General features: G+C 67.1%; 27 protein-coding genes. 1 reads left to right on the top strand and 26 read right to left on the bottom strand.

Annotated elements, in window-relative coordinates:
* Positions 1-53 precede the first annotated feature (53 nt).
* The 18 genes from EV284_RS17480 to EV284_RS17400 all read right to left on the bottom strand — a co-directional run bounded on the left by EV284_RS17480 (position 54) and on the right by EV284_RS17400 (position 9,594).
* Positions 54-800 carry a hypothetical protein gene (locus EV284_RS17480; protein ID WP_130335173.1) on the bottom strand — a complete coding sequence of 249 codons (747 nt, stop codon included), beginning with the start codon at positions 798-800 and terminating at the stop codon, positions 54-56.
* Positions 801-862: 62 nt separating this feature from the next.
* A complete protein-coding gene (locus tag EV284_RS17475) occupies positions 863-2,038 on the bottom strand; it encodes a hypothetical protein (RefSeq protein ID WP_130335171.1) in 1,176 nt (391 codons plus the stop codon).
* A 561-nt stretch (positions 2,039-2,599) separates the two neighbouring features.
* Complete coding sequence (locus EV284_RS32725; RefSeq protein ID WP_165425561.1) at positions 2,600-2,761, bottom strand: hypothetical protein; 162 nt, start codon at positions 2,759-2,761, stop codon at positions 2,600-2,602.
* A 37-nt stretch (positions 2,762-2,798) separates the two neighbouring features.
* A complete protein-coding gene (locus EV284_RS17470; protein WP_130335169.1) occupies positions 2,799-3,023 on the bottom strand; it encodes a hypothetical protein in 225 nt (74 codons plus the stop codon).
* A 164-nt stretch (positions 3,024-3,187) separates the two neighbouring features.
* On the bottom strand, positions 3,188-4,033 hold the full coding sequence (locus EV284_RS17465) for a hypothetical protein (RefSeq protein WP_130335167.1): 846 nt from the start codon (positions 4,031-4,033) through the stop codon (positions 3,188-3,190).
* Complete coding sequence (locus EV284_RS17460; RefSeq protein ID WP_130335165.1) at positions 4,030-4,245, bottom strand: hypothetical protein; 216 nt, start codon at positions 4,243-4,245, stop codon at positions 4,030-4,032. The genes EV284_RS17465 and EV284_RS17460 overlap by 4 nt, the downstream gene beginning before the upstream one ends.
* A gap of 14 nt (positions 4,246-4,259) precedes the next feature.
* Positions 4,260-4,502 carry a hypothetical protein gene (locus EV284_RS17455; RefSeq protein ID WP_130335163.1) on the bottom strand — a complete coding sequence of 81 codons (243 nt, stop codon included), beginning with the start codon at positions 4,500-4,502 and terminating at the stop codon, positions 4,260-4,262.
* Between the two features lies 1 nt (position 4,503).
* Positions 4,504-4,719: a hypothetical protein gene (locus EV284_RS17450; protein WP_130335161.1), complete on the bottom strand. Its 216-nt coding sequence runs from the start codon at positions 4,717-4,719 to the stop codon at positions 4,504-4,506.
* Positions 4,720-4,805: 86 nt separating this feature from the next.
* Complete coding sequence (locus tag EV284_RS17445) at positions 4,806-5,057, bottom strand: hypothetical protein (protein ID WP_207229061.1); 252 nt, start codon at positions 5,055-5,057, stop codon at positions 4,806-4,808.
* A 219-nt stretch (positions 5,058-5,276) separates the two neighbouring features.
* Positions 5,277-6,146, bottom strand: coding sequence for a hypothetical protein (locus EV284_RS17440; RefSeq protein ID WP_130335159.1), 870 nt, complete (start codon positions 6,144-6,146; stop codon positions 5,277-5,279).
* Between the two features lie 92 nt (positions 6,147-6,238).
* Positions 6,239-6,562 (bottom strand): hypothetical protein, encoded by a 324-nt coding sequence (locus EV284_RS17435; RefSeq protein WP_130335157.1) that lies wholly within the window; start codon positions 6,560-6,562, stop codon positions 6,239-6,241.
* Between the two features lie 106 nt (positions 6,563-6,668).
* Positions 6,669-6,914 carry a hypothetical protein gene (locus tag EV284_RS17430; RefSeq protein WP_130335155.1) on the bottom strand — a complete coding sequence of 82 codons (246 nt, stop codon included), beginning with the start codon at positions 6,912-6,914 and terminating at the stop codon, positions 6,669-6,671.
* Between the two features lie 22 nt (positions 6,915-6,936).
* Complete coding sequence (locus EV284_RS17425) at positions 6,937-7,791, bottom strand: DUF2786 domain-containing protein (RefSeq protein WP_130335153.1); 855 nt, start codon at positions 7,789-7,791, stop codon at positions 6,937-6,939.
* A gap of 87 nt (positions 7,792-7,878) precedes the next feature.
* Positions 7,879-8,085, bottom strand: a complete 207-nt coding sequence (locus tag EV284_RS17420; RefSeq protein ID WP_130335151.1) for a hypothetical protein — start codon at positions 8,083-8,085, stop codon at positions 7,879-7,881.
* A gap of 10 nt (positions 8,086-8,095) precedes the next feature.
* On the bottom strand, positions 8,096-8,563 hold the full coding sequence (locus EV284_RS17415) for a hypothetical protein (RefSeq protein ID WP_130335149.1): 468 nt from the start codon (positions 8,561-8,563) through the stop codon (positions 8,096-8,098).
* Positions 8,560-8,754 carry a hypothetical protein gene (locus EV284_RS17410; protein ID WP_130335147.1) on the bottom strand — a complete coding sequence of 65 codons (195 nt, stop codon included), beginning with the start codon at positions 8,752-8,754 and terminating at the stop codon, positions 8,560-8,562. Before EV284_RS17410 ends, EV284_RS17415 begins: the two co-directional genes overlap by 4 nt.
* Before the next feature lie 9 nt (positions 8,755-8,763).
* Entirely contained in the window at positions 8,764-9,285 is a 522-nt protein-coding gene (locus EV284_RS17405; protein ID WP_130335145.1) for a TIGR04338 family metallohydrolase, read from the bottom strand.
* Positions 9,286-9,288: 3 nt separating this feature from the next.
* Positions 9,289-9,594 carry a hypothetical protein gene (locus tag EV284_RS17400; protein WP_130335143.1) on the bottom strand — a complete coding sequence of 102 codons (306 nt, stop codon included), beginning with the start codon at positions 9,592-9,594 and terminating at the stop codon, positions 9,289-9,291.
* Between the two features lie 260 nt (positions 9,595-9,854).
* On the opposite strand from EV284_RS17400, the gene EV284_RS17395 reads away from it, so the two are divergent.
* The gene (locus EV284_RS17395; protein ID WP_130335141.1) at positions 9,855-10,049 is read left to right on the top strand and encodes a hypothetical protein; all 195 of its coding nucleotides are present in this window, start codon (positions 9,855-9,857) and stop codon (positions 10,047-10,049) included.
* 244 nt (positions 10,050-10,293) lie between these two features.
* Here EV284_RS17395 and EV284_RS17390 read toward each other — a convergent pair whose 3' ends face one another.
* The 8 genes from EV284_RS17390 to EV284_RS17355 form a co-directional block, all read right to left on the bottom strand.
* Entirely contained in the window at positions 10,294-11,832 is a 1,539-nt protein-coding gene (locus EV284_RS17390) for a hypothetical protein (protein WP_130335139.1), read from the bottom strand.
* 26 nt (positions 11,833-11,858) lie between these two features.
* A complete protein-coding gene (locus EV284_RS17385) occupies positions 11,859-13,781 on the bottom strand; it encodes a hypothetical protein (protein WP_130335137.1) in 1,923 nt (640 codons plus the stop codon).
* Positions 13,778-14,068, bottom strand: a complete 291-nt coding sequence (locus tag EV284_RS17380) for a hypothetical protein (protein WP_130335135.1) — start codon at positions 14,066-14,068, stop codon at positions 13,778-13,780. The genes EV284_RS17385 and EV284_RS17380 overlap by 4 nt, the downstream gene beginning before the upstream one ends.
* Entirely contained in the window at positions 14,065-14,559 is a 495-nt protein-coding gene (locus EV284_RS17375; protein WP_130335133.1) for a hypothetical protein, read from the bottom strand. The genes EV284_RS17380 and EV284_RS17375 overlap by 4 nt, the downstream gene beginning before the upstream one ends.
* A gap of 6 nt (positions 14,560-14,565) precedes the next feature.
* On the bottom strand, positions 14,566-15,417 hold the full coding sequence (locus EV284_RS17370; RefSeq protein WP_130335130.1) for a hypothetical protein: 852 nt from the start codon (positions 15,415-15,417) through the stop codon (positions 14,566-14,568).
* Positions 15,417-16,409 carry a hypothetical protein gene (locus tag EV284_RS17365; RefSeq protein ID WP_130335128.1) on the bottom strand — a complete coding sequence of 331 codons (993 nt, stop codon included), beginning with the start codon at positions 16,407-16,409 and terminating at the stop codon, positions 15,417-15,419. Before EV284_RS17365 ends, EV284_RS17370 begins: the two co-directional genes overlap by 1 nt.
* 89 nt (positions 16,410-16,498) lie before the next feature.
* On the bottom strand, positions 16,499-16,879 hold the full coding sequence (locus EV284_RS17360) for a hypothetical protein (protein WP_130335126.1): 381 nt from the start codon (positions 16,877-16,879) through the stop codon (positions 16,499-16,501).
* A 29-nt stretch (positions 16,880-16,908) separates the two neighbouring features.
* Positions 16,909-17,394: a hypothetical protein gene (locus EV284_RS17355; protein ID WP_130335124.1), complete on the bottom strand. Its 486-nt coding sequence runs from the start codon at positions 17,392-17,394 to the stop codon at positions 16,909-16,911.
* Positions 17,395-17,440 lie beyond the last annotated feature (46 nt).

The raw sequence follows: 17,440 nt of genomic DNA, 5'->3' as shown, positions 1-17,440 counted from the left end.
TAGGGCCCGGGGGTCGCTCCCCCGGGCCCGTGGGGGGTGTGTCTGACGGCGTCTCAGCCGGCGAGGCCCTGGGAGGCGTGCATCTTGGCGGCCTGCTTCAGGGCGGCGCGGTAGTCGGCCATGGACGCCGGGCGGACCGCTTCGAAGTCGCGCGCCCACTTCGGCAGGATGGCGACCTTCTGCGCCTGGAATTCACCGCCGTTGGCGATCATCGCGTGATTCTGTCCACGGGTTTCGGTGGCCAGCGCCTTACGGGCGAGGGGCGAGAACATAAGCGCGTGCTTGCGGTACGCGGCCTCTTCCCCGTGGCGGTCGACACCGCGCCCGGTGCCGCAGTGGCCGAAGATGTCGTGCACCGCGCGGAAGGCGTCGTTTTCGTCGTCACTGAAGAAGAAGTGCGAGCCGGTGACGGCGGTGGACAGAACGCGCATGCGGCCGTTGGCGACGTCATCGAAGAAAGCGCGGGTGCCGCCCGGCTGGGTGACGTCGTACGGGTCGGCGTCCTCAACGCTCACCGTGATGCCGAGACCGCCGCGCGACGCGGGGGCGGTGACGAACTCAAGCTGTCGCATCACCTCTTCGCGCATGGCCTTCCAGGCGGCCGGGGCGCCGTTGTCGATGAACGGCAGTTCCATGTAAGCCGCGCCGATCTTGGCGACGGCGTCCGGGGTCACCACTACGCGGGAGTAGTCCCAGTGGTCACGGGTCGGCAGGCCGTTACGGGCGGCGAACCGACGGGCCCCCTCGACGACGGAGGCGACCGGCGAGACGGACAGGGCGGGGATGTTGGCAGTACGCATTTCGAAACTCCCTGGTTTGGGGGTGGGTTGGTGGTGGTGTGGGGTGTGGTGCTGAGGGGTGGCTAGGCGATGGGGCGGCGGCCCTGGGTGGCGTAGCTGTGGAAGCTGCACAGGCGCTCAGGGCGGCCGTACGCGGTCCCGATGAAGCGGGGGCGCTCCTCGCACTCGACGCGCTCACAGCGGCTCACCTGGTCCGTGCTGGCGTCCCGGTAAGTGGGCACGGCGCGGGCAGCGTCCAGGAAGTGAGCGACGCGGGAGGGGTCACCGTTGGGGACGTGCGCGTATTCGATGCGCTCGGCGTCCGCGGTGGTGACGTAGACCGAGACGGGCGCGGGGGCGGCCTCGGCGCGAATGCGCGCGTTGCGAATGACCTCGTCGGCGTAGTCGTGCGCTGCGGCGTAGTCCTTACCGAGGGCACGGCCCTTTTCAAAGGCGGCGTTCCACGCGGCCTCGGCCGGGGCGCCAGCCACGTGCACGACGGTGCGCGTGTCGGTCCAGTTGCGGCCGGTCGTCTCGAAGTGCTCCGGGCGGCGGTCAATGCGGATCACTTCACCGGCGCCGGTCGTGTCGACGATGCCCCGGCAGTACCGTTCGGCGGAACCGTCGGTGTGGGCAAACTCGGCATCGGCGTACGGGCCCCAGACGCGCCCGGCGTGGTCACGGTAGCTCCACAGGGTGCGGTATTCGCGGGCCAGGGCCCAACCCTCCGCGTACTGACGCACGAACGGGATCACGTCGCCGGAGGTCTTGACGAAGGCGGGCATGTCGCCGTCGTAGATGATCTCTCCGCCCACGTAGACGTAAAGGTCCTGGCCGCCGTTCTCCACCACGGCGGAGACGCGGCGCCCGTCGCGGTACATCGGGCAGGCCGCGCGCCAGGTCTTGGCGCCTTCCTCGGCCGGGTAGTAGGTGCCATCCTCCGGGCGGTGCTTTTCCTGCTCAGCAGCCAACGCGGCTTCCTCAGCTTCGGCGGCGACCATGGCGGCGATCAGGTCAAGGCGCGGGAGGTAGTCCAGCTCCGTGATGGCCCGGACGTTCTCCCCGGCGCGGGTGAGTACGTGCTGACCCTCGATCTCCTCGGCCAGGCCCAGGCGGACCAGGGCGGCGCAGGTGTTGGGGCGGGCGTCCACGACGCGCAGGCCGCGCAGTGCGTCCACGGGGCGCAGCAGCTCTTCCGGCAGCTCGTCCGCGTTGCGCAGGGCCAGGGCCTGGGGGCGGGTGATCGTCTTGGCGCTCATGTCGTGCGTTCCTTCCGTGTGCTCGGCGCCGTGTGCGTCGAGCGGAAGGCCGACTATCCAGGGCGCATTACGTGTTGTCAAGCGTACTCAGGAAATCGCTTTTCAACCCTTGAAAACCGCAGGTAGAAGGCGTTTCATGGAACACGTAAGGCCCCCACCGGCCAGCAGGACGCGGTGGGGGCCTTTTTTCATGCCCGCGGACCCGGCGAAGGCCCAGGTCAGCGGGGGTGTGGCAGCCGGCGGAGCCGGTGAACGGCGCGGCGAGCGCTGAGCCCGACGGCCAGCGAGGCCGGCGACGGCCAGCGGAGCCGGCGAGGGGCTGGCCAGCGTCCGCGGCCGGCGGGCCCGGGAGGGGCGCGGCGGGGGCGCGGGCGGGGAGCGAGGGCGCGGGCGGGGGCGCCCCCGCGAGGGGCGAAAATCCGATCCAGGAACCAGGAGATATCTACGCGCGAAATCCGATCGTGCGCGCGAAGAAAATCCGATTTGGTCCGTCGCGGATTTCCGATTCGGTCCGCCGAGTATTTCCGATCTGGATGCGGCGGGATGTCCGATCCTGCCAGGTCAGAACTGCAACTTGCCGTGCTTGTTGATCCAGTTGAGGACCTTCACGGTCCCCCGGATCGGGTTCCAGCACGTGAAGCAGAGCGCTTCCTGCGCGCCGTCGTCATGCCGGACGAGCTGGCCGGGGTGATCGTTGCCGCAGCGGTCGCAGTGCGTGAACATGGGGCGTGCCTCCTGGTTCGGGCGGTTGGTGGTCTGGTCAGATGAGGGAGCCGCGGGCCTCGCGGATCTCGTCGAGCAGCGCGTCGTGGTCGTCGAAGTCGACCTTGCCGAGGTGGAGGGCGTCCGAGACGTCCTCGGAGAGGTCGAGCAGCGCGACCTCGTCCGCCAGCGCCGGCCCGACGGCCATGATCTCGGCCAGCTTCGCGCGGATGTGGGAGGGGAACTCGGCGTCGATGTTGAGCGGCTGCGCGTCCAGGCTCACGGCTTCCTCCTGATGCGGGGGCGGCTTGTTGACGAGGACGACGTTACGCGTTTGAAGAATGCGTTGTCAATCGGTTCTCATGAACCGCTTTATAGCGTTCCCTGGACATGCGAAAGCCCCCGCCGGCCGGCTGGGCGCGGTGGGGGCTTCTTGGGGACCAGGGACTACTCGGCCTGCTTGGCTTTCTCGCGCCACCGGTCGATCGTGGGCAGGTTGTCGTTGCCCACATTGCACACCGTGTGCACAGCCATCTCCAGGTTGTAGCCGCCCCGGATAGCGTGGTCGAGCATGTCGACGGTCTTACGCGCGGTGTCCTGATCGCGGTAGCGCCAGCCCAGGACAGCGAACTCGTGGTCGTGGTCGGGGTCCACCACGGAGGCGCCCCAGCACGTCACGTTGATGGTCTTGCCGTCCACCACGGTCTGCTCGTTGTCGTACCGCTTGATGTTCACGCGCACGCCACCGGCAATCGTCACCGTGTCGACGGTCTCCCCTGGCTTCGCGTCCCAGAACGGCAACTCCTCCGGGCTGCTGTACCCGAAGATCTCGTAGAATGGCGGCAGCTCCTCCAGCAGACCGCGGCGCCACCGTGCGCGCCGAAGGTCTCCCATGGAGTGCCAGAGCGACAGCTCGCCCAGCAGCTCGTCGGTGAGATCGTAGTGGCCCACCCTGGTGACCTTGTTGTCGATGACCTTGCCCTTGCGCTTGGAGGTGAGCGCAGCGCGGCCGTCCTGGCCGTTGTCGGTGCGGAAGACGGCGGACTTATCGGTGATCTTGACGACGATCTTCCGGCGGAACCAGTGAGGGAAGCGCTCCTCGACGATGTCGCCGACCACCAGGTCCTTGACGTACACCTCCCCCGGCGCGAGGACGACCTCGCCCTTGGGCTGCGCGGCAGCGGTCTTCCCCTGCTCCCACACGGCGTGCAGCAGCTCGTCCGCACGACCGCGGGAGATACCAGCCTCCAGCATGGCGTCCAGAGCCTCGTCGTAGGCGGTGCGGTGGCTCATGCGTGACTCCTCGTGGTGTGCTTGCGCTGGACGACGCGGCCGGCGCGGGGCTGCTCGACGTCCTCCGGCTCGACCACCTGGCCGGGCTTGAAGGGGCCGACGACCGTGCCGCCCATCTGCTTGGCGGCCGTCTCCGCCGCGCTCCGGCTGTAGCTGACGCCAGTCACCCGCCGCTCACCGTCGGCGGTGTACAGGACCTTGAAGTTCTCCACGGGGGTGCTCCTGATCAAACTCGGGTGGTGGCGTTGGGGACGCGGGGGCAACCCTCGGAAATGTAGTCCTGCCAACTGACAATGTTGTTCCGCGTCGCCTGGATCCTGGTCAGCAGCAGGCGCTGACGTGTGATCTTTCGCTCCTGGCGCCAGCGGCGCTCCAGGACCTTCAGCTCCTTCTCGCGGAGCCGGATCAGGGCCTCGGCCGCCTCCTGGCGCTCAGCCGGGAGGAACGACCGGAAGGGGCTCGATGCCATGTCAGGCCGCCGGCTGCACGGTGCCCAGGACCTGCCAGGCCTCGATCTGCACGAGGGTGTCTCCCGCCTCCTCGACCCACTCGATCAGGCCGCCCATGACGCGGGTGTCCCCGGCGAAGGTGACGCGGGTGTTGTCCTCGGTGGTGCCGGTGATAGCGATGACCGAGCCGTGGTTCTCGATGGTGTCCAGGTCCTCGACGGCGACGGTGACCAGCATGGTGACCTCCTGGTTGGGAGCGGTTGTTGTGATGGAAACGCTAATGGGGACCGCTCGACATTGTCAAGCGATCCCCACAAACTGCTTTACGCGATACTGCGGTCCTCGTCCCACGACTCCCCACAGAATGTCGGGTCGAAGCCGCGCGGCGGTACGTCGGAGGCCGGCGCGTACCGGTTGCGGATCTCCTTCTGCTTCTTCAGCCGTGCCGCCCAGTGGGCGTCGCAGCGAGGGAAGGACCGGCCGGTGCCGGACAGCGGGGCGCGGTACTTCACGGCGCCGCTGCACTCGCCCGTGCGGTTCTCCAAGCACTTCAGCTCTTCGGCCTGCTCGGTCATGGTCTACTCCTGATCTCGTAGCGCTGCGCGCTTGACTGACTGCCGGGTCCTGGCCCGGCGCGGTCGGGAGTCGTGCTTGCCGGCCGCGGCGCTGCGCCTACGCTCGACGACAGCGCGCACGTGCTCGGGGTCTTGCTTCTGGGCGTGCATGGGTGCCTCCGGGGCCGTAGGGAAGATTCCCAGGTTACGGGTTCTTCCCTACGGCTTCCGAGTTACGGCTTACCGACGTGCGGCCCGCTTCTTGGCCTCGGCCAGGACGGTCTCGACGTCCTTGCCCTCCTTGTGGGCGACGGCCTTGGCGACGTCGTCCAGGGACTCCTTGCGGAACGAGGGGTGCGCGCCGCCCTTGTTCCAGTAGTAGAAGTCCGTGAGCCAGCCACGGGCCGCGTGCAGGGTCTCCAGCGTCTTGTAGGCGTCGTGGGCCGGGTGGACCTTGACGACCTTGCCGTTGCGGACGACCTGGCGCTCGGGGTAGTGGCCCTTGAAGACCTTCAGCGGGGTGCCGTCGGGGTTGGCGATGGCCTTGGCGGCCTTCTTGGCCTCCCGCTCGGCCTTCTTGGCCTCACGCTCCAGGCGGGCCTTCTTGCGCTCCGGCGCCTCCAGCTTCGACTTGCGCTTGAGGGTGTCGACCGGCGCCCAGGGGAAGCACACCGTGCAGGCCATCTCGCCGGCCAGCTCGACCAGCTCCTCGGCGCTCAGGCCGGACTGCTCGACGAGCCACGCGTACTTCGTGTCGAAGAAGCAGGTGGTGCAGCTCGTGTCCTTGTGGACGTGGCCGTTGGTGTTGTCCACCAGGTAGTAGCGGTTCCAGCGGCCCCGGCGGATCCACTCCTCCTCGCGGGGGTTGATCTCCTTGGCCTGGAGGGTGTCCGCCTTGGCGGCGAGGTCCAGGAGTTCGCGGTAGAGAGCGCGCTTACGCTCCGGGGAGCGCTCCGGCAGGTGGGACTCGTAGGAGCCGGGCTCGGTCTCTTCGATCTGCTTCCAGAGCCGGTGGACACGGAACCGGGCGGTGTTGATGTCGGCCAGCTTGCCGTACAGGTCGGCCAGCGCGGTGTCGATCTCGACCGGGGACTGGGTGGTGAGGTACATCAGGGTCCCTCCTGGTTGGAGTGGTTGGTTGCCGATGTGAGGACCCTATGCGGCGTGATTACGCGTTGTCAAGCGGTTTCGATGAACTGCTTTCAGTCCAGGGGCTTGCCGTCCGCACCGACGTACTGCTCGACGTGGTCGTAACCCATGTCGAGAGAGGTTCGGCGTCGCTTGCCGATGGACACGACGCGCAGCTCCAGGCGCTTGCTCCAGTCGGCGACGTCAGCCGGCGAGACCGGGCCGATGTCGCACTGGCGAAGCCAGAGCACGGGGTCGTAGCGGTCGGCGGTACCGGTGAGGGCGTCGGCGATGTCGAAGGCGACGGTGCGCCGGCCGGGGAGGTCTGCCTCGGATTCGGCGATGGCTGCGGAGATCGTCTCGTAGTCGGCGCGGCTCATCTGTCGGTTCGTGGCCATGGTGGGCCCCTCCTGGTTCGAGGTGGTTGCTGTCCGGTGGGAACGGTACGGGCCGCCCGGCTCAGGTGTCGAGTCGGACGGCCCGTACGCAGGGGGTGCGTAGGAATCACGCGGTGGGAGCCTCGGCGGGGCGCGTCAGCTCGTACCAGCGGTTGGAGTGGATGCGGATGAAGTACTTGGTGGCGTCGGAGGACTCCACGAGCCGCGCCTTGTCGCGGGTGAAGAGTTCCTGCCACGCGCGGTCGGCGTCAGCCGGGATCATCTCGCCGGAGCTGGCGTCGTAGACCTTAATCTCGGTGAACTCGGCCTTGACGGCCAGCATCTTCTTCGTGCCTCGGGCGATGGTGCGCATGAGTGCATGTCTCCTTGGGTGATCAGGCCGCGATGGACGTGCGCTGGCCACCGATGGCCTTGGCGCTGCCCAGGCGGGCGGACTGGCCGGCCTCGTCGCCGGCTCGGCGGGCGGTGGTGCTGGTGTGCGCGGTGCTGCCGGCGCCCTTCCAGGAGCCCTTCGCGGTGGAGGCTTTCTCGTAGTAGTCCTTCACCTCGTCGGACTTCTCCTTGAGGACCAGCGCGGCCGACACCTCGACCTCGTACTCGACGCCGTTCTCCCCCGTGGTGGGCAGGGTGTAGACGTTCTTCTTGACCTTCTCCAGGGCCTCCTGGCGGGCCTCCCACAGGCGCGAGGAGATGCGGTTGGTGAACGCCTCGTAAAAGTTGGCGCGGGCGGTGCGGCCGTCCATGGGCCGCTCGACGAGGTCCTTGTACGGGCCCCAGGCGTCGCGCTTGGTGACCCTGCGCAGGACGGTCTCCTTCTTGTACTCGCCCAGCTTCAGCCAGGCATTGGCGGCCTCGGTCATCTGGTACAGCAGGGAGGCGTACAGGGCCTCGACGACCTCGATGTCCGAGGGCATGCCGAACGCGATCACGAACGTGGAGTTCATCGCGATGTTGACCTTGACGTCGTTCTGGTCGGCGATGGCGATGAACAGGTTGACCAGGCGCGCGTTGTTGTTCTTGCGGGGCTGGCCGATGGTGATCGTCTTGTGGGTCGGCTGCTCGCGCTGCTCGCGCTTGGCGGTGTGCTGCCGCGCCACGGCGAGGTCGATGCTCGTGAGGGTGGCCAGGGCCTGCGCCTTCTTCATGAAGGTGGCGGCCTCTTCGGGGGTGGAGGCGTTCTCGGCCTGGTTGAGGATCTTGGCCAGCTTGTCCAGCATCTTGTCGCTCATGGATTCCTCCTGGTCGGAGCGGTTGGTGACGAGTGAGACGTTACGGGTTTGTAGAACGCGTTGTCAAGCGACTTCTAGGAACTGCTTTCAGTCTCGGATGCGGAGCCGGTCGACGGCGTCGCGGGCCTCGTTCAGGGCGCTGTTGCGGACGACCTTGACGATCTCCCACACGAACAGGTCGTCGGCGCTCACCGGGTCGTCGTCGCTCACGGGCGCCTGACGCAGGCCGGCGTTGATCAGGCGGGCGACGGCGTTGCGCAGGCGGGCCTCGCGCTGCTTGTCCATGCGGGACATGGGGTTCCTCTCAGCCGCGGTAGCGGTGCTCGGGCCGGTAGACGGTGACCTGATCGGGGATGTGGTGCTGCCAGGACCGGCGGCCCTCCCGGGCGCGCTTGACGGTCATGACGGCGTCGGTCTCGCTGATGGCGCCGCTGGTGTACAACTGCCAGGCGAAGTAGCGCAGGACGTCGCGGCGCACGCCGTGCACGATGGGGATGCTGCGGTCCCAGTCCTCGCGCATGTCCATCCACTTCACGGGGTCGACGTCGAGCCGGAAGTGCAGGTTGAGAATGATGCGGCCGTCCTTCACGCGGGCCGGCCCGGTGTGCAGCAGGTAGGCCCACGCCTCGGCGTCCTCCCAGCCGGGCAGGTCGTCGGAGGCGGCCGACAGGTAGTAGCCCAGCTCGCGCGGGGCCTGCTCGATGTCGCACCCGTAGGAGGCGGCCCAGGACTCCAGGCCGACCTCCCACTTCGTGTAGAGCAGCGCGATCACCGCGGCAGCTCCGTGATGTCGATGCGGTAGGTGCGCAGCTCCCCCAGGTTGTCCACCGAGACCATCAGGGACCACGACCCGGTGCTCTCGGGATTGAGGTGGGTGACGCTGAGGATGTCGTGCAGCTCGGGCACCTTGGTCCGGCCGGTGAGCAGCTTGTACAGCATGTACCGGAAGGCGAGCAGGTTCATGGTGTCCTCTCAGACGGTGGCGAGGACGCCGAAGGCGACGCCGTGGCGGGTGAAGGAGTCGGTGAGCAGCAGGCCGACCTCCGGCCCCATCACCTCGCGCACCAGGTGCAGGAAGGTGGAGGCGAACACGGGCCCGTGGTGCTCCGCGGACATGTCCAGGTGGTGCGCCAGCTCGTGCAGGATGACGATCTCGCGCATAGCCCAGCCGCGGCTGTTGGTGTGGTCGGGGACGGCGAGGGTGCGCGTCAGCGGCTCGTAGTGCGCGTGCACCTTCCCCTTGCGCTTGCGTACCCGCACGGGCAGGACGGTGCGCTCGGGCCATGTGTCGCGGACCCAGTTGAGTGCGAGGACGGCGTCGATGTAGCGCTGGATGCTCTCCAGGTCTCCGAACTTCCGCTCCAGCGGGACGAGCAGGCTGGAGCCGTAGAAGTCGAAGGTGGGCACGTCGGCCTGAGCGAGGGAGTCGAGGACATCGCGGACCATGTTCTCGGCGTCGTACAGGCGCTGGCGCTGGTTGTCTCGGGTGGTCATGTCTCAGGCCTCCTCGCGGACCGCGTCGGCGGTCCAGCCGTTGCCCTGCCGGATGTTCGACTGCTCGACGCCGTCGGCCGCCATGTTCAGGCGGCGGGCCAGGACGCGGGCCTCGTTCGGGGTGAGCACGGTGTCAAGCGGGCGGCCGTCCTCGGTCTCGGTCTGGAGGACCACGAACCGCGCCCAGGGGGTGTCCCAGGGCATGCCCTCGGTGGACTTACGGGTGTCGCGGTGGAGGCAGTACCAGGCGACGGGGTAGGAGCTGCGGAGTCGGGTGTACCAGGTGCGCTTGCGGCTGCCGCGGGCCATGGTGTCCTCCTGGTCGGAGCGGTTGGTTGCTGACGCGGAGAACGTTACGCCTTCCGAACCGGTTCCCGTCAAGCCGTAATCGTGAATGCGTAATGGCAAAGGGCCGTGAGCTGCATCACACGCTGCTCACGGCCCTTATCGGTTGCCCGCGGTCGGGTTACTTGGTAGACGTTGGTGTTTCCGTCTCTGTCTTCACGGGGCACGGAATCTTGACCTGCACAGAATGCGTATGCGCCAGCCCTGCCACAGGTGCGTATGGCGTGGCCGAGGACGTGGGCGCCGGCACCGCGGGCGACGGGCCGATTACGAGCGACACCTTGCACGTGCCCGAATTCGGATGCGCCGGCACCTCCGCGTATCGGGTTACCGTGGCGACCGGTTGCGGATTCGAATCCCCTTCGGTCTTGGAAGAATCCTCCTGGGAAATTCCGGTATTAAGTCGGGGAGAAGTCTGATTCGGGATTGCGGAGATTCCTGCTACCGGGACGGCGAGAATTCCGATTACGAGGAGGGCGCTCTTCAGGCTGAGGTTTCTGTTCATACCAGCACCGTACCGTTACCCTCGCACGGGACACAGTCCGCCCCGTCCCGGTCCTCTCCGGTGCCGTAACACCGCTTGCACACGACCTCGCCGGGCCCGTCCACATCCGGAGCGCCGAAAGACTCATCCTGCTTGTAGATGGTCATGAGAAGTACTAACTAGCCTTCCTGGTTGTAGAAAGTTGGTACATCGACGATCTCGGCGTCGATGAATCCGCTGCCCTGCTCGATCATCCGGTCCGCAGGGATGGGTCGCTCCAGGGCGGTCATCTGCTCACCGGCGTCCTTTCCGAACAGTCGGCTGATCATGCCGGCCTGGGCGCCGTTCCCCTTGGCCTCCAGTTTCACGGAGAAGGAGTCCTGCTCCAGTTCCGTCTTCACCTTCACCAGTTTCTGGAGACGGTCGATCTCGCCGGAGAGGTTCGGATCCGCGTAACCACCGGTCATGTCCTCCACCATCTTCATGAAGAGGACCCGCTGCGCCTGCATCTCGATGAGGGAATCCTGGAGCGAGCGCATCTGCTGCTTACTCTTCACCTCGACCGGAATGTCGTACGCACAGTTCGCGTCCTTGTCGAAGGCCGGGCACTTCTGAGCCAGGAAGCACGACGAGCAGATCCGCATGGACTGGGAGCGGACAGTCACCAGCGGGACGTCCCGCTCCTTGTTCACGCCGTCTTCGGGGTCGGTGTAGACCTCCTTCTCCTGCACCAGGCCGATGACCGGCAAGTTGGTACGCGGCCGGTCCCTGCGAGGGGTGGGAGTTGCTACGCCGTTGACCATTTCTCCAGTGGCCGTATCAACTGTGCCCCCGGGTGTTTGAGCGAAAGCGGCCAGTAGCCCTGAAGGGGAAGTAGTAACTGGTTCGGCCTCGGGCGCCCGGTGCTGCTCGATGGACGCCGCGAGTTGCTGCCAGGACCAGATGGTGAATCGCAGGATCTCGTCGTTGTCTCCGTCCTCGATCTTGTCGGGGTCGAAGCCGGCTTCCTGGAAAAGGGTGCGGTGCCTCTTACGGGCCTGGTCCTTGTATTTCTTCGGGTACCGCTTCAATTCGCGGCCGGTCCACACGATGGTGTCGCCGTACTGCGAGGGGGATATCCAGGAGGTGGACGCGACGGAATCCCAGTTCACGGCCGCCATTTCCGCGGGCTTCGTCATTGCGACGCCGTGGAGGAGCGTTCCGTATTTCCTGGTGATCTCGTTGAGGACCGGGGCGAGATTCCGTCCGTCCAAATCCGTCTGGGTTACTCCGACACGCTTATAGCGCTGGGCGAGGCGGTCGAGTTCTTCGACGCCCCATTCCGCGTGCCAGATGGGAAGGAACTTGTCTTCGGGGATGTCCTCCCAGAAATCCTCGCGCCGGGCCTCTATCCATTCCCGTCCGAGAACGACCGCGTCGAACTCGGACACCATATTAAGCGAGTCGATGTTCTGCTGGACGAATGCCTCGTAATGCGCGGCGATCTCCTTGAGTTCCGCCGTCGTGTATTTGTCGTCGTCGGCCTTGTTCACGGTGTAGGCACCGGAGTCCAGGAAGACCTTCTGGCCTTCCAGGTAGTGGTCGGCGATGAGCCAGGGGCGCACGAACTTGGTCCGGCGCCGCAGGCCCATGTAAGACAGGCTGACGGTCTCGACGCCTTCCTCGGCCAGCATCTTGCGCCAGCCGGGGATCTCGCTACCGCCGAAGTACAGTTCCACGGGTTGTTTCTCCGAATCTCGTTGGGTTACTTCTTGCCGATCCCGTAGAACCGGGACTGGTTCGGGTCGTCCGGGCCGTCGCCCATGAACGGCTTCAGGTGCTCGGGCACCTCGGTCGTGTACCGGACCTTCGCGGGCTTCGCCTTGGCTGCCGTGGTGAACGGGTCGACGTGGTTGTATCCGGCGGCCTTCCGCTTCGCCTGGGCCAGTTCCGACTTGCGGGAGGCGATGGTCGACTTGTTGGCGCCGATCGCGGTGGCAGAGTCCAGGCTGCGCTGCGCTGCCGTCACCTCGGGTTCGTGCGCCTTCGCCAGAGCCGCCTTCACGGCCCGGGTGTGCTTGGCCTCCAACTGCGCCGTGGATCCGTTGTGGACGGTGCGGATGACCTGCTCCTTACCGCCTATCTTCAGCCGCGTCTCGCGCACCCCGGCCTTGGCCAAAGCGGCAGGCTGCTCGGCGGGAGCAGCCGGGGCCTTGGACTCGTTGACGACGTCGTTCAGCATGCTGTTGAACTCGTCGCTCGACGGGAACTGCTGGGGGTTCTTCACCGGAGCCGGGACGGTCGCCTTCGGCTTGGGGTGCACCTGCACGGGCGGGGGCGTCGGCTTCTCCTGTCGCAGGCCTCCCCACTTCGAGGTCTGCGGGCGCTTGGAGGCCGCCATCTTCACGCCCTCCACCTTCTTCGGGGGCTTACCGGCAGGCTCGTCCCCGAAGGCCATCTGTCCCTCTCCCGCCTCGAACCGGGTGTGCTCCGGGGTCTCCTCGGCGCGGGGAGCGGCGGGCTTGCCCTTGGCGAAACGTTCCTTCCGAGGCAGGTCCGGGATCAGCGCCTCGCGGCCCTTGATGGCGCTGGAGGAGTGCTCCGGGGCGTTGCCGCGCATCTTCATGAGGGAGTAGGTGCCACCGGCGTGGTGGACCCTGATGGACTCCGCGTTGGGGTAGGCCTTCTCGACCTCCTTCCACGTCTGGGCGTCGTCCCGGGTGTGCTCCGGCGTGGTCACCTGGACCTTCACCTTCGTACCGCCGTAATCCGAGGAGTACAGGCGCTCCGGGACGGCAGGTGCCTTGACCGTCGGAGTGGCCTTCTGGGCAGGCTTCGGCTTGGCGGGTGCGGCCGGCATGCCTCCGGCTGGCGCCTCGGGCTGCGGAGGGGTGTACTTCCGGGTCGGACGCGGAGCGGCCGTGGCGGCCGGGGCGTAGTTCTTCTGGTCGAACTGCTGGTCGCTGTTCACCGGGGAGGTTGGAACCTGCTTGGGCTTCGCCGCTCCGCGGCCAGGGGCCGGCGCCGGAGCCGGGGAGGGCTTCTGCGACCCCTGGACGGGAGCCGCAGCAACCTTCTTCGGTGCCGGGGACGGCTGCGCGGGAGAAGCCGGCTGAGGGGTTGGGGTCGGCTGCGCTGTGCGGGACACGTGGCTGCGGAAGATCTCCGTCTTGACAGCGTCGAAGTGGGAGTTGAGGTCGGCCCTGGCGCCTGCCACGTTCGCGCGGTCCTGGGCGACGAGGGTGCCGTAGTCCCTTCCGCGGGCGCGGTCGGCGTCACGCATGATGGACTTGCCCTCGGGGGACTTGGCCTTCGTCCGGTCCGTTCGGTGGAGCAGATCGGCCGAGCGGGCCATCGCCTGCTGGAAGTGGAAGTCTCCTGCGGTGACCGTGGGCGTCGGGGCGTTGGGGCGAGGGCGCGTGCCGGCGGACGGTGCCGGGGCCGGGGTGTTGGCGCGGGAGCGGCCGGCGGGGGCCGGGGCTGCGGCTGGGGCGCTGGTGTTGGCTCGGGCGCGGCCAGGGCCGGCGGTGGCCTGTCCAGGGTTGGATGCCGGTGCGGCGGTCTTCTGGGGGGCGTTCTGACCGCCTGTGCTGCGCTGTGCGGCGGGGCGGGGGTTGTTCGGGAACTGGAGCCGGTTCAGTCTCGATGTGAACCCGTTGGCGATGGCGCTGATGTTTCCGACGTTCATGGTCTGGTGTCCCTCCGGACGAAGTAGAGGTAGCGGTGCGCGGCGAGGAGGCTGATGAGGAAGCCGACGTTGATCCAGGACCGTCCGGAGGTCGGCGAGGTCCAGAACAAGGCGCTGAAGACGCACACGTTGGCGCTGTAGATGAACAGGGCGGCGGCCAGCCACTTCTCCGCGGCGCCGAGCTGGCGCCAGACGGGGAGGGTGGCCCGCAGGAGCAGGGCCGAGAAGGCCGCTCCGACGAGGGCGTTGAGCGTGCGGGCGATCTCGATCACCAGGGGGACGGTCACAGGATCTCCATGTGTTGTCTCGGGTCTTCTTCGCGTAGTGCTCGCTGCCGCTCCACCTCGCCGACCAGCTCGGACCAGGGGGTGACGGTGTCCTGGTAGTCGGGGCGGAACCGGGGGTTGCTGTAGTTGGGGTGCAGGTAGTTGAGGACCCCGATGCCGTGGGCCATGAGGTAGGCGGCGATCTGCGGGTTGGGCTCGATGACCAGCTCGACGTTGCAGCCGGCCTGTCGCAGGCGGGAGATCTGCTTGAGCCTTCGCTGGCCCTCGTCCTCGGGGTCCTTGAGGTGTGCCGGGATGAGGTAGGGGTGCTTGTTGAAGCCGTTTACCTTCAGCCAGTGCTGGACCGGCTCGACGTCGGTGTCATCGGTGATCAGGGCGACCTTGTAGGACTCCATCAGGCCCCAGTACAGGCGCTGGCCCTGGGTGATGACGGCGTCTCCGACTTCCCGCATCAGCACGCCTTCGATGACGATGGCTACGGTTGCTGTCATGTCGGGTCACCCGTGATCGTGCTCGTGCAGGCCCTGGCGGTGCGCGTCTGCGTGGATGTGGAAGGCGTCGGCCCGGCCGAGGAAGCGCGGGCTGTAGCCGTGGTCCTTCACCAGGTGGTCGCTGATGTCCTCGGTGGGGGTCCGCTTGGTGATGAACGGGCCCTGTTCGGGCTTGAACTGGTCCAGGTTGAGGACGTGGGCGCCTACGTGGGTGTCTCCTCGGCCGCGGGCTTCCGCGAGGCGGTGGTGTGCGTCGGCGACGTACGGGGTGCCTCCCTGGATGACCACCTTGACGTGTGGGTGGTCGGGGGCGAGCGGGCCGGTGATGTAGGAGTGGGAGCCGGTCTCGTAGGCGGTCTGGCCGGTGTGCAGCACCGAGCTGGTGCTGATGGACTGGAACTTGGCGTGCTTGTTCCAGAACGTCTCGTTGCCCGGGGACATCTGCGGTCCGTGCTTGGCGAACCAGCGGTCGCCGATCTTGGGGTCGACGACGTTGCCGTGGCCGTCCAGGTGTCCGAACTGCTGCGGGTTGTGTGGCGGGCCCATGACCATCTGGCCCTCGGCTTGCGGGTACTTGTCGCGTTCCTCGTCGTGGATGAGGTCGGTGTCCCGCGGGGAGCCGATGGTGGTGACCTTGGTCTGCATCCCGCCCGGGTGGGGTGCGGGATGCGAGATATTAAGCGCGCCGGGCTTGTAGTGCGTCTGAAGGTGCAGCGGTATGTCTCGGGTCAGGTGGTACTTGGCGCGCAGCGCGGTCTGCTGCTTGGCCTCGTGGGACGTGCGGGTGTCGCGCAGTACCGGCAGGGCGGTCTGCTCGAACTGTGGGCCGGCGAAGGGGCTGCGGGTTGGGTTGGCCATTACGACCTCCGGTAGGGGGTGTTCCACAGAGCCGCCTTGGCCAGGGCCGTGGCGGCGTCGTCGAGTGGAGCCCCGTACTGTTCGGTCTCCGCTGCCTTGCGGGCCTCGACGTCCGCGGTGGCCAGCGTGGACAGGGCGTTGACGACGCCGCTCTCCTTGTGTGCCTGCCAGCGGAAGTTTGCGTAGTCGCCGTAGCCCTGTCCCCCGGCACCGAAGGCGGCCTTCCTGCCGAGGTGGATGTCGTCGAAGAGGGTCTTGGCCTGCTCGACGACGAGGCGCTGGGAGGTGATCAGGTTCTTGAAGGTCGGCGAGTTGGGGTGGGTGCTGGCCAGCATCGAGCGCAGCTTGGTGTAGCGGTCGACGAGGACGTGGGCGTGGGCCTGCTCGGCGTCGATGTGCTTCCACCACTCGGCCGGGTACAGGTCCCGGGGGTTGGACGGCAGGGACGGCGGCCGGATGTCCCAGCGGCCGTGGGTGAGGTTGTAGGCGGCGTAGGGGTGAATTGCCGCGATGGAGTCCCGGGTGGTGCCGGGGTTGAGGTAGTAGGTGACCTCGTACGTCTGGCCGTGGAAATTGGTGGACGCGGTGGCGGGCCACAGGGTCTTCTTCAGGTCGGTATTAAGGAGGTCGGCGAATTCGTCCTCGGGCATTCCCTGGAAGGCCGGGTTAGACTGGCAGAACTCTGGATAGTCGATGCCGAAGAGCACGTCCAGGTCGCCGTTTCCGCGGTCGCCGGCCCACTGGTAGGAGATGCCGGATCCGGCGAGCCACACGCCCAGCCACCTGGTACGACCGGTGTACCGGAGGTCCAGGAAGTGGTAGAAGACGCCGAGGATGTGGTCCCGGACGTCCGCCTTGATGTGGTCCCCGTCGAAAATGTGCGGGTCGAGTCCGCTCTGGGGCGCGCTGAAATACCCGGAGGCTCCGGCGTGAAAATCCGGCTGGGCGCCCTGGGTCGTTGCTCGATTGAGGTAGAACTCGTATCCGGCCATGGTTTCGATTCTAGCTGGAATAGGGAAAGCCCCCAGAATCCGCTCCGCTATGGAATGGAATCTGAGGGCTTTCCAGTTGGTATTTCCGCTCAGATCTTGAGGGAAGCGCGCAGCCGCTGCTCTTCGGCCTGTCGCTGCATGGCCTGGCCCATCATCATCATGGCCTGCTGCGTGCGCTGGGCCGTCTCCATGGACTGGAGGTCCTTGAGGACGACGGAGGCCGCGCCGTAGATGTCGTCGGGGGTGGCGCCGCGGCGGGGCACGTACTTCTCGGTGAGGTCGGCGGTGGCGATGACCGCTCCGTCCAGGCCGACGGCGACGATGAACGCCGTGGTGACGGGGGTGCCGATCTCGTCCTCGGCCGGCGGGTTCTCCTCGGCCATCTTGGCCAGGACCTCACGCTGCTCGGGCGTGAGGTCGCCGGTATTAAGCGGGGCGGAGGTCTGGCCGAGGATCGGGACGTCAGGCATGTTGTGCTCCAAGTGTGGTTCGGGTGGGGTTACTTGTAGAGTCCGGCCTTCTCGCGGGCCGCCTGGACCACGAGGGAGTGCACGGGGCAGAACTCGCACAGGTAGCGGTCCTGGGCGCTGCGGTACTTCGGGAGGCCTGCGGCCTTGCGTTCGGCGGCCGTGTCCGGGGTGAGGCGCTTGGACGCGGTCTTGTAGTCGTTGCAGCCGGGGTTGCGCAGGTGCTTCTGCCAGCAGGAGTGTGCGTCCTCCTGGAAGGTGTTCTTGGCGTTGTAGAACGCGGGGTCGAGGCCGGTGTGGCCGGTCTTCTCGCGGATCTGGGCGATGATCGCGTCCTTGGTGGACGGGGAGTCCCAGTGCTTCTTCTCCACCCGCATCATCGGGTGTGCGATGTGGTCGGGGTGGCGCTTGACCAGGGCGTCGAGGAGGTAGTCGTTCCTGGGGTCGCCCTCGTAGTCCGGCAGTTCCTCCAGGGAGCCGCAGGTCTTGCAGAGCAGCAGCCGTACGTGCTCGCTCACGTGTGTCCTTCCTCAAGGGGTTGTTGACCGTCAAAACAATAGCATC

Source organism: Streptomyces sp. BK022 (assembly GCF_004217355.1).
In the GTDB taxonomy this organism is placed as follows: domain Bacteria; phylum Actinomycetota; class Actinomycetes; order Streptomycetales; family Streptomycetaceae; genus Streptomyces; species Streptomyces griseoluteus.
Note: the sequence above shows the minus strand (reverse complement) of the source record. Positions and strands in the feature narration are given on the sequence as shown.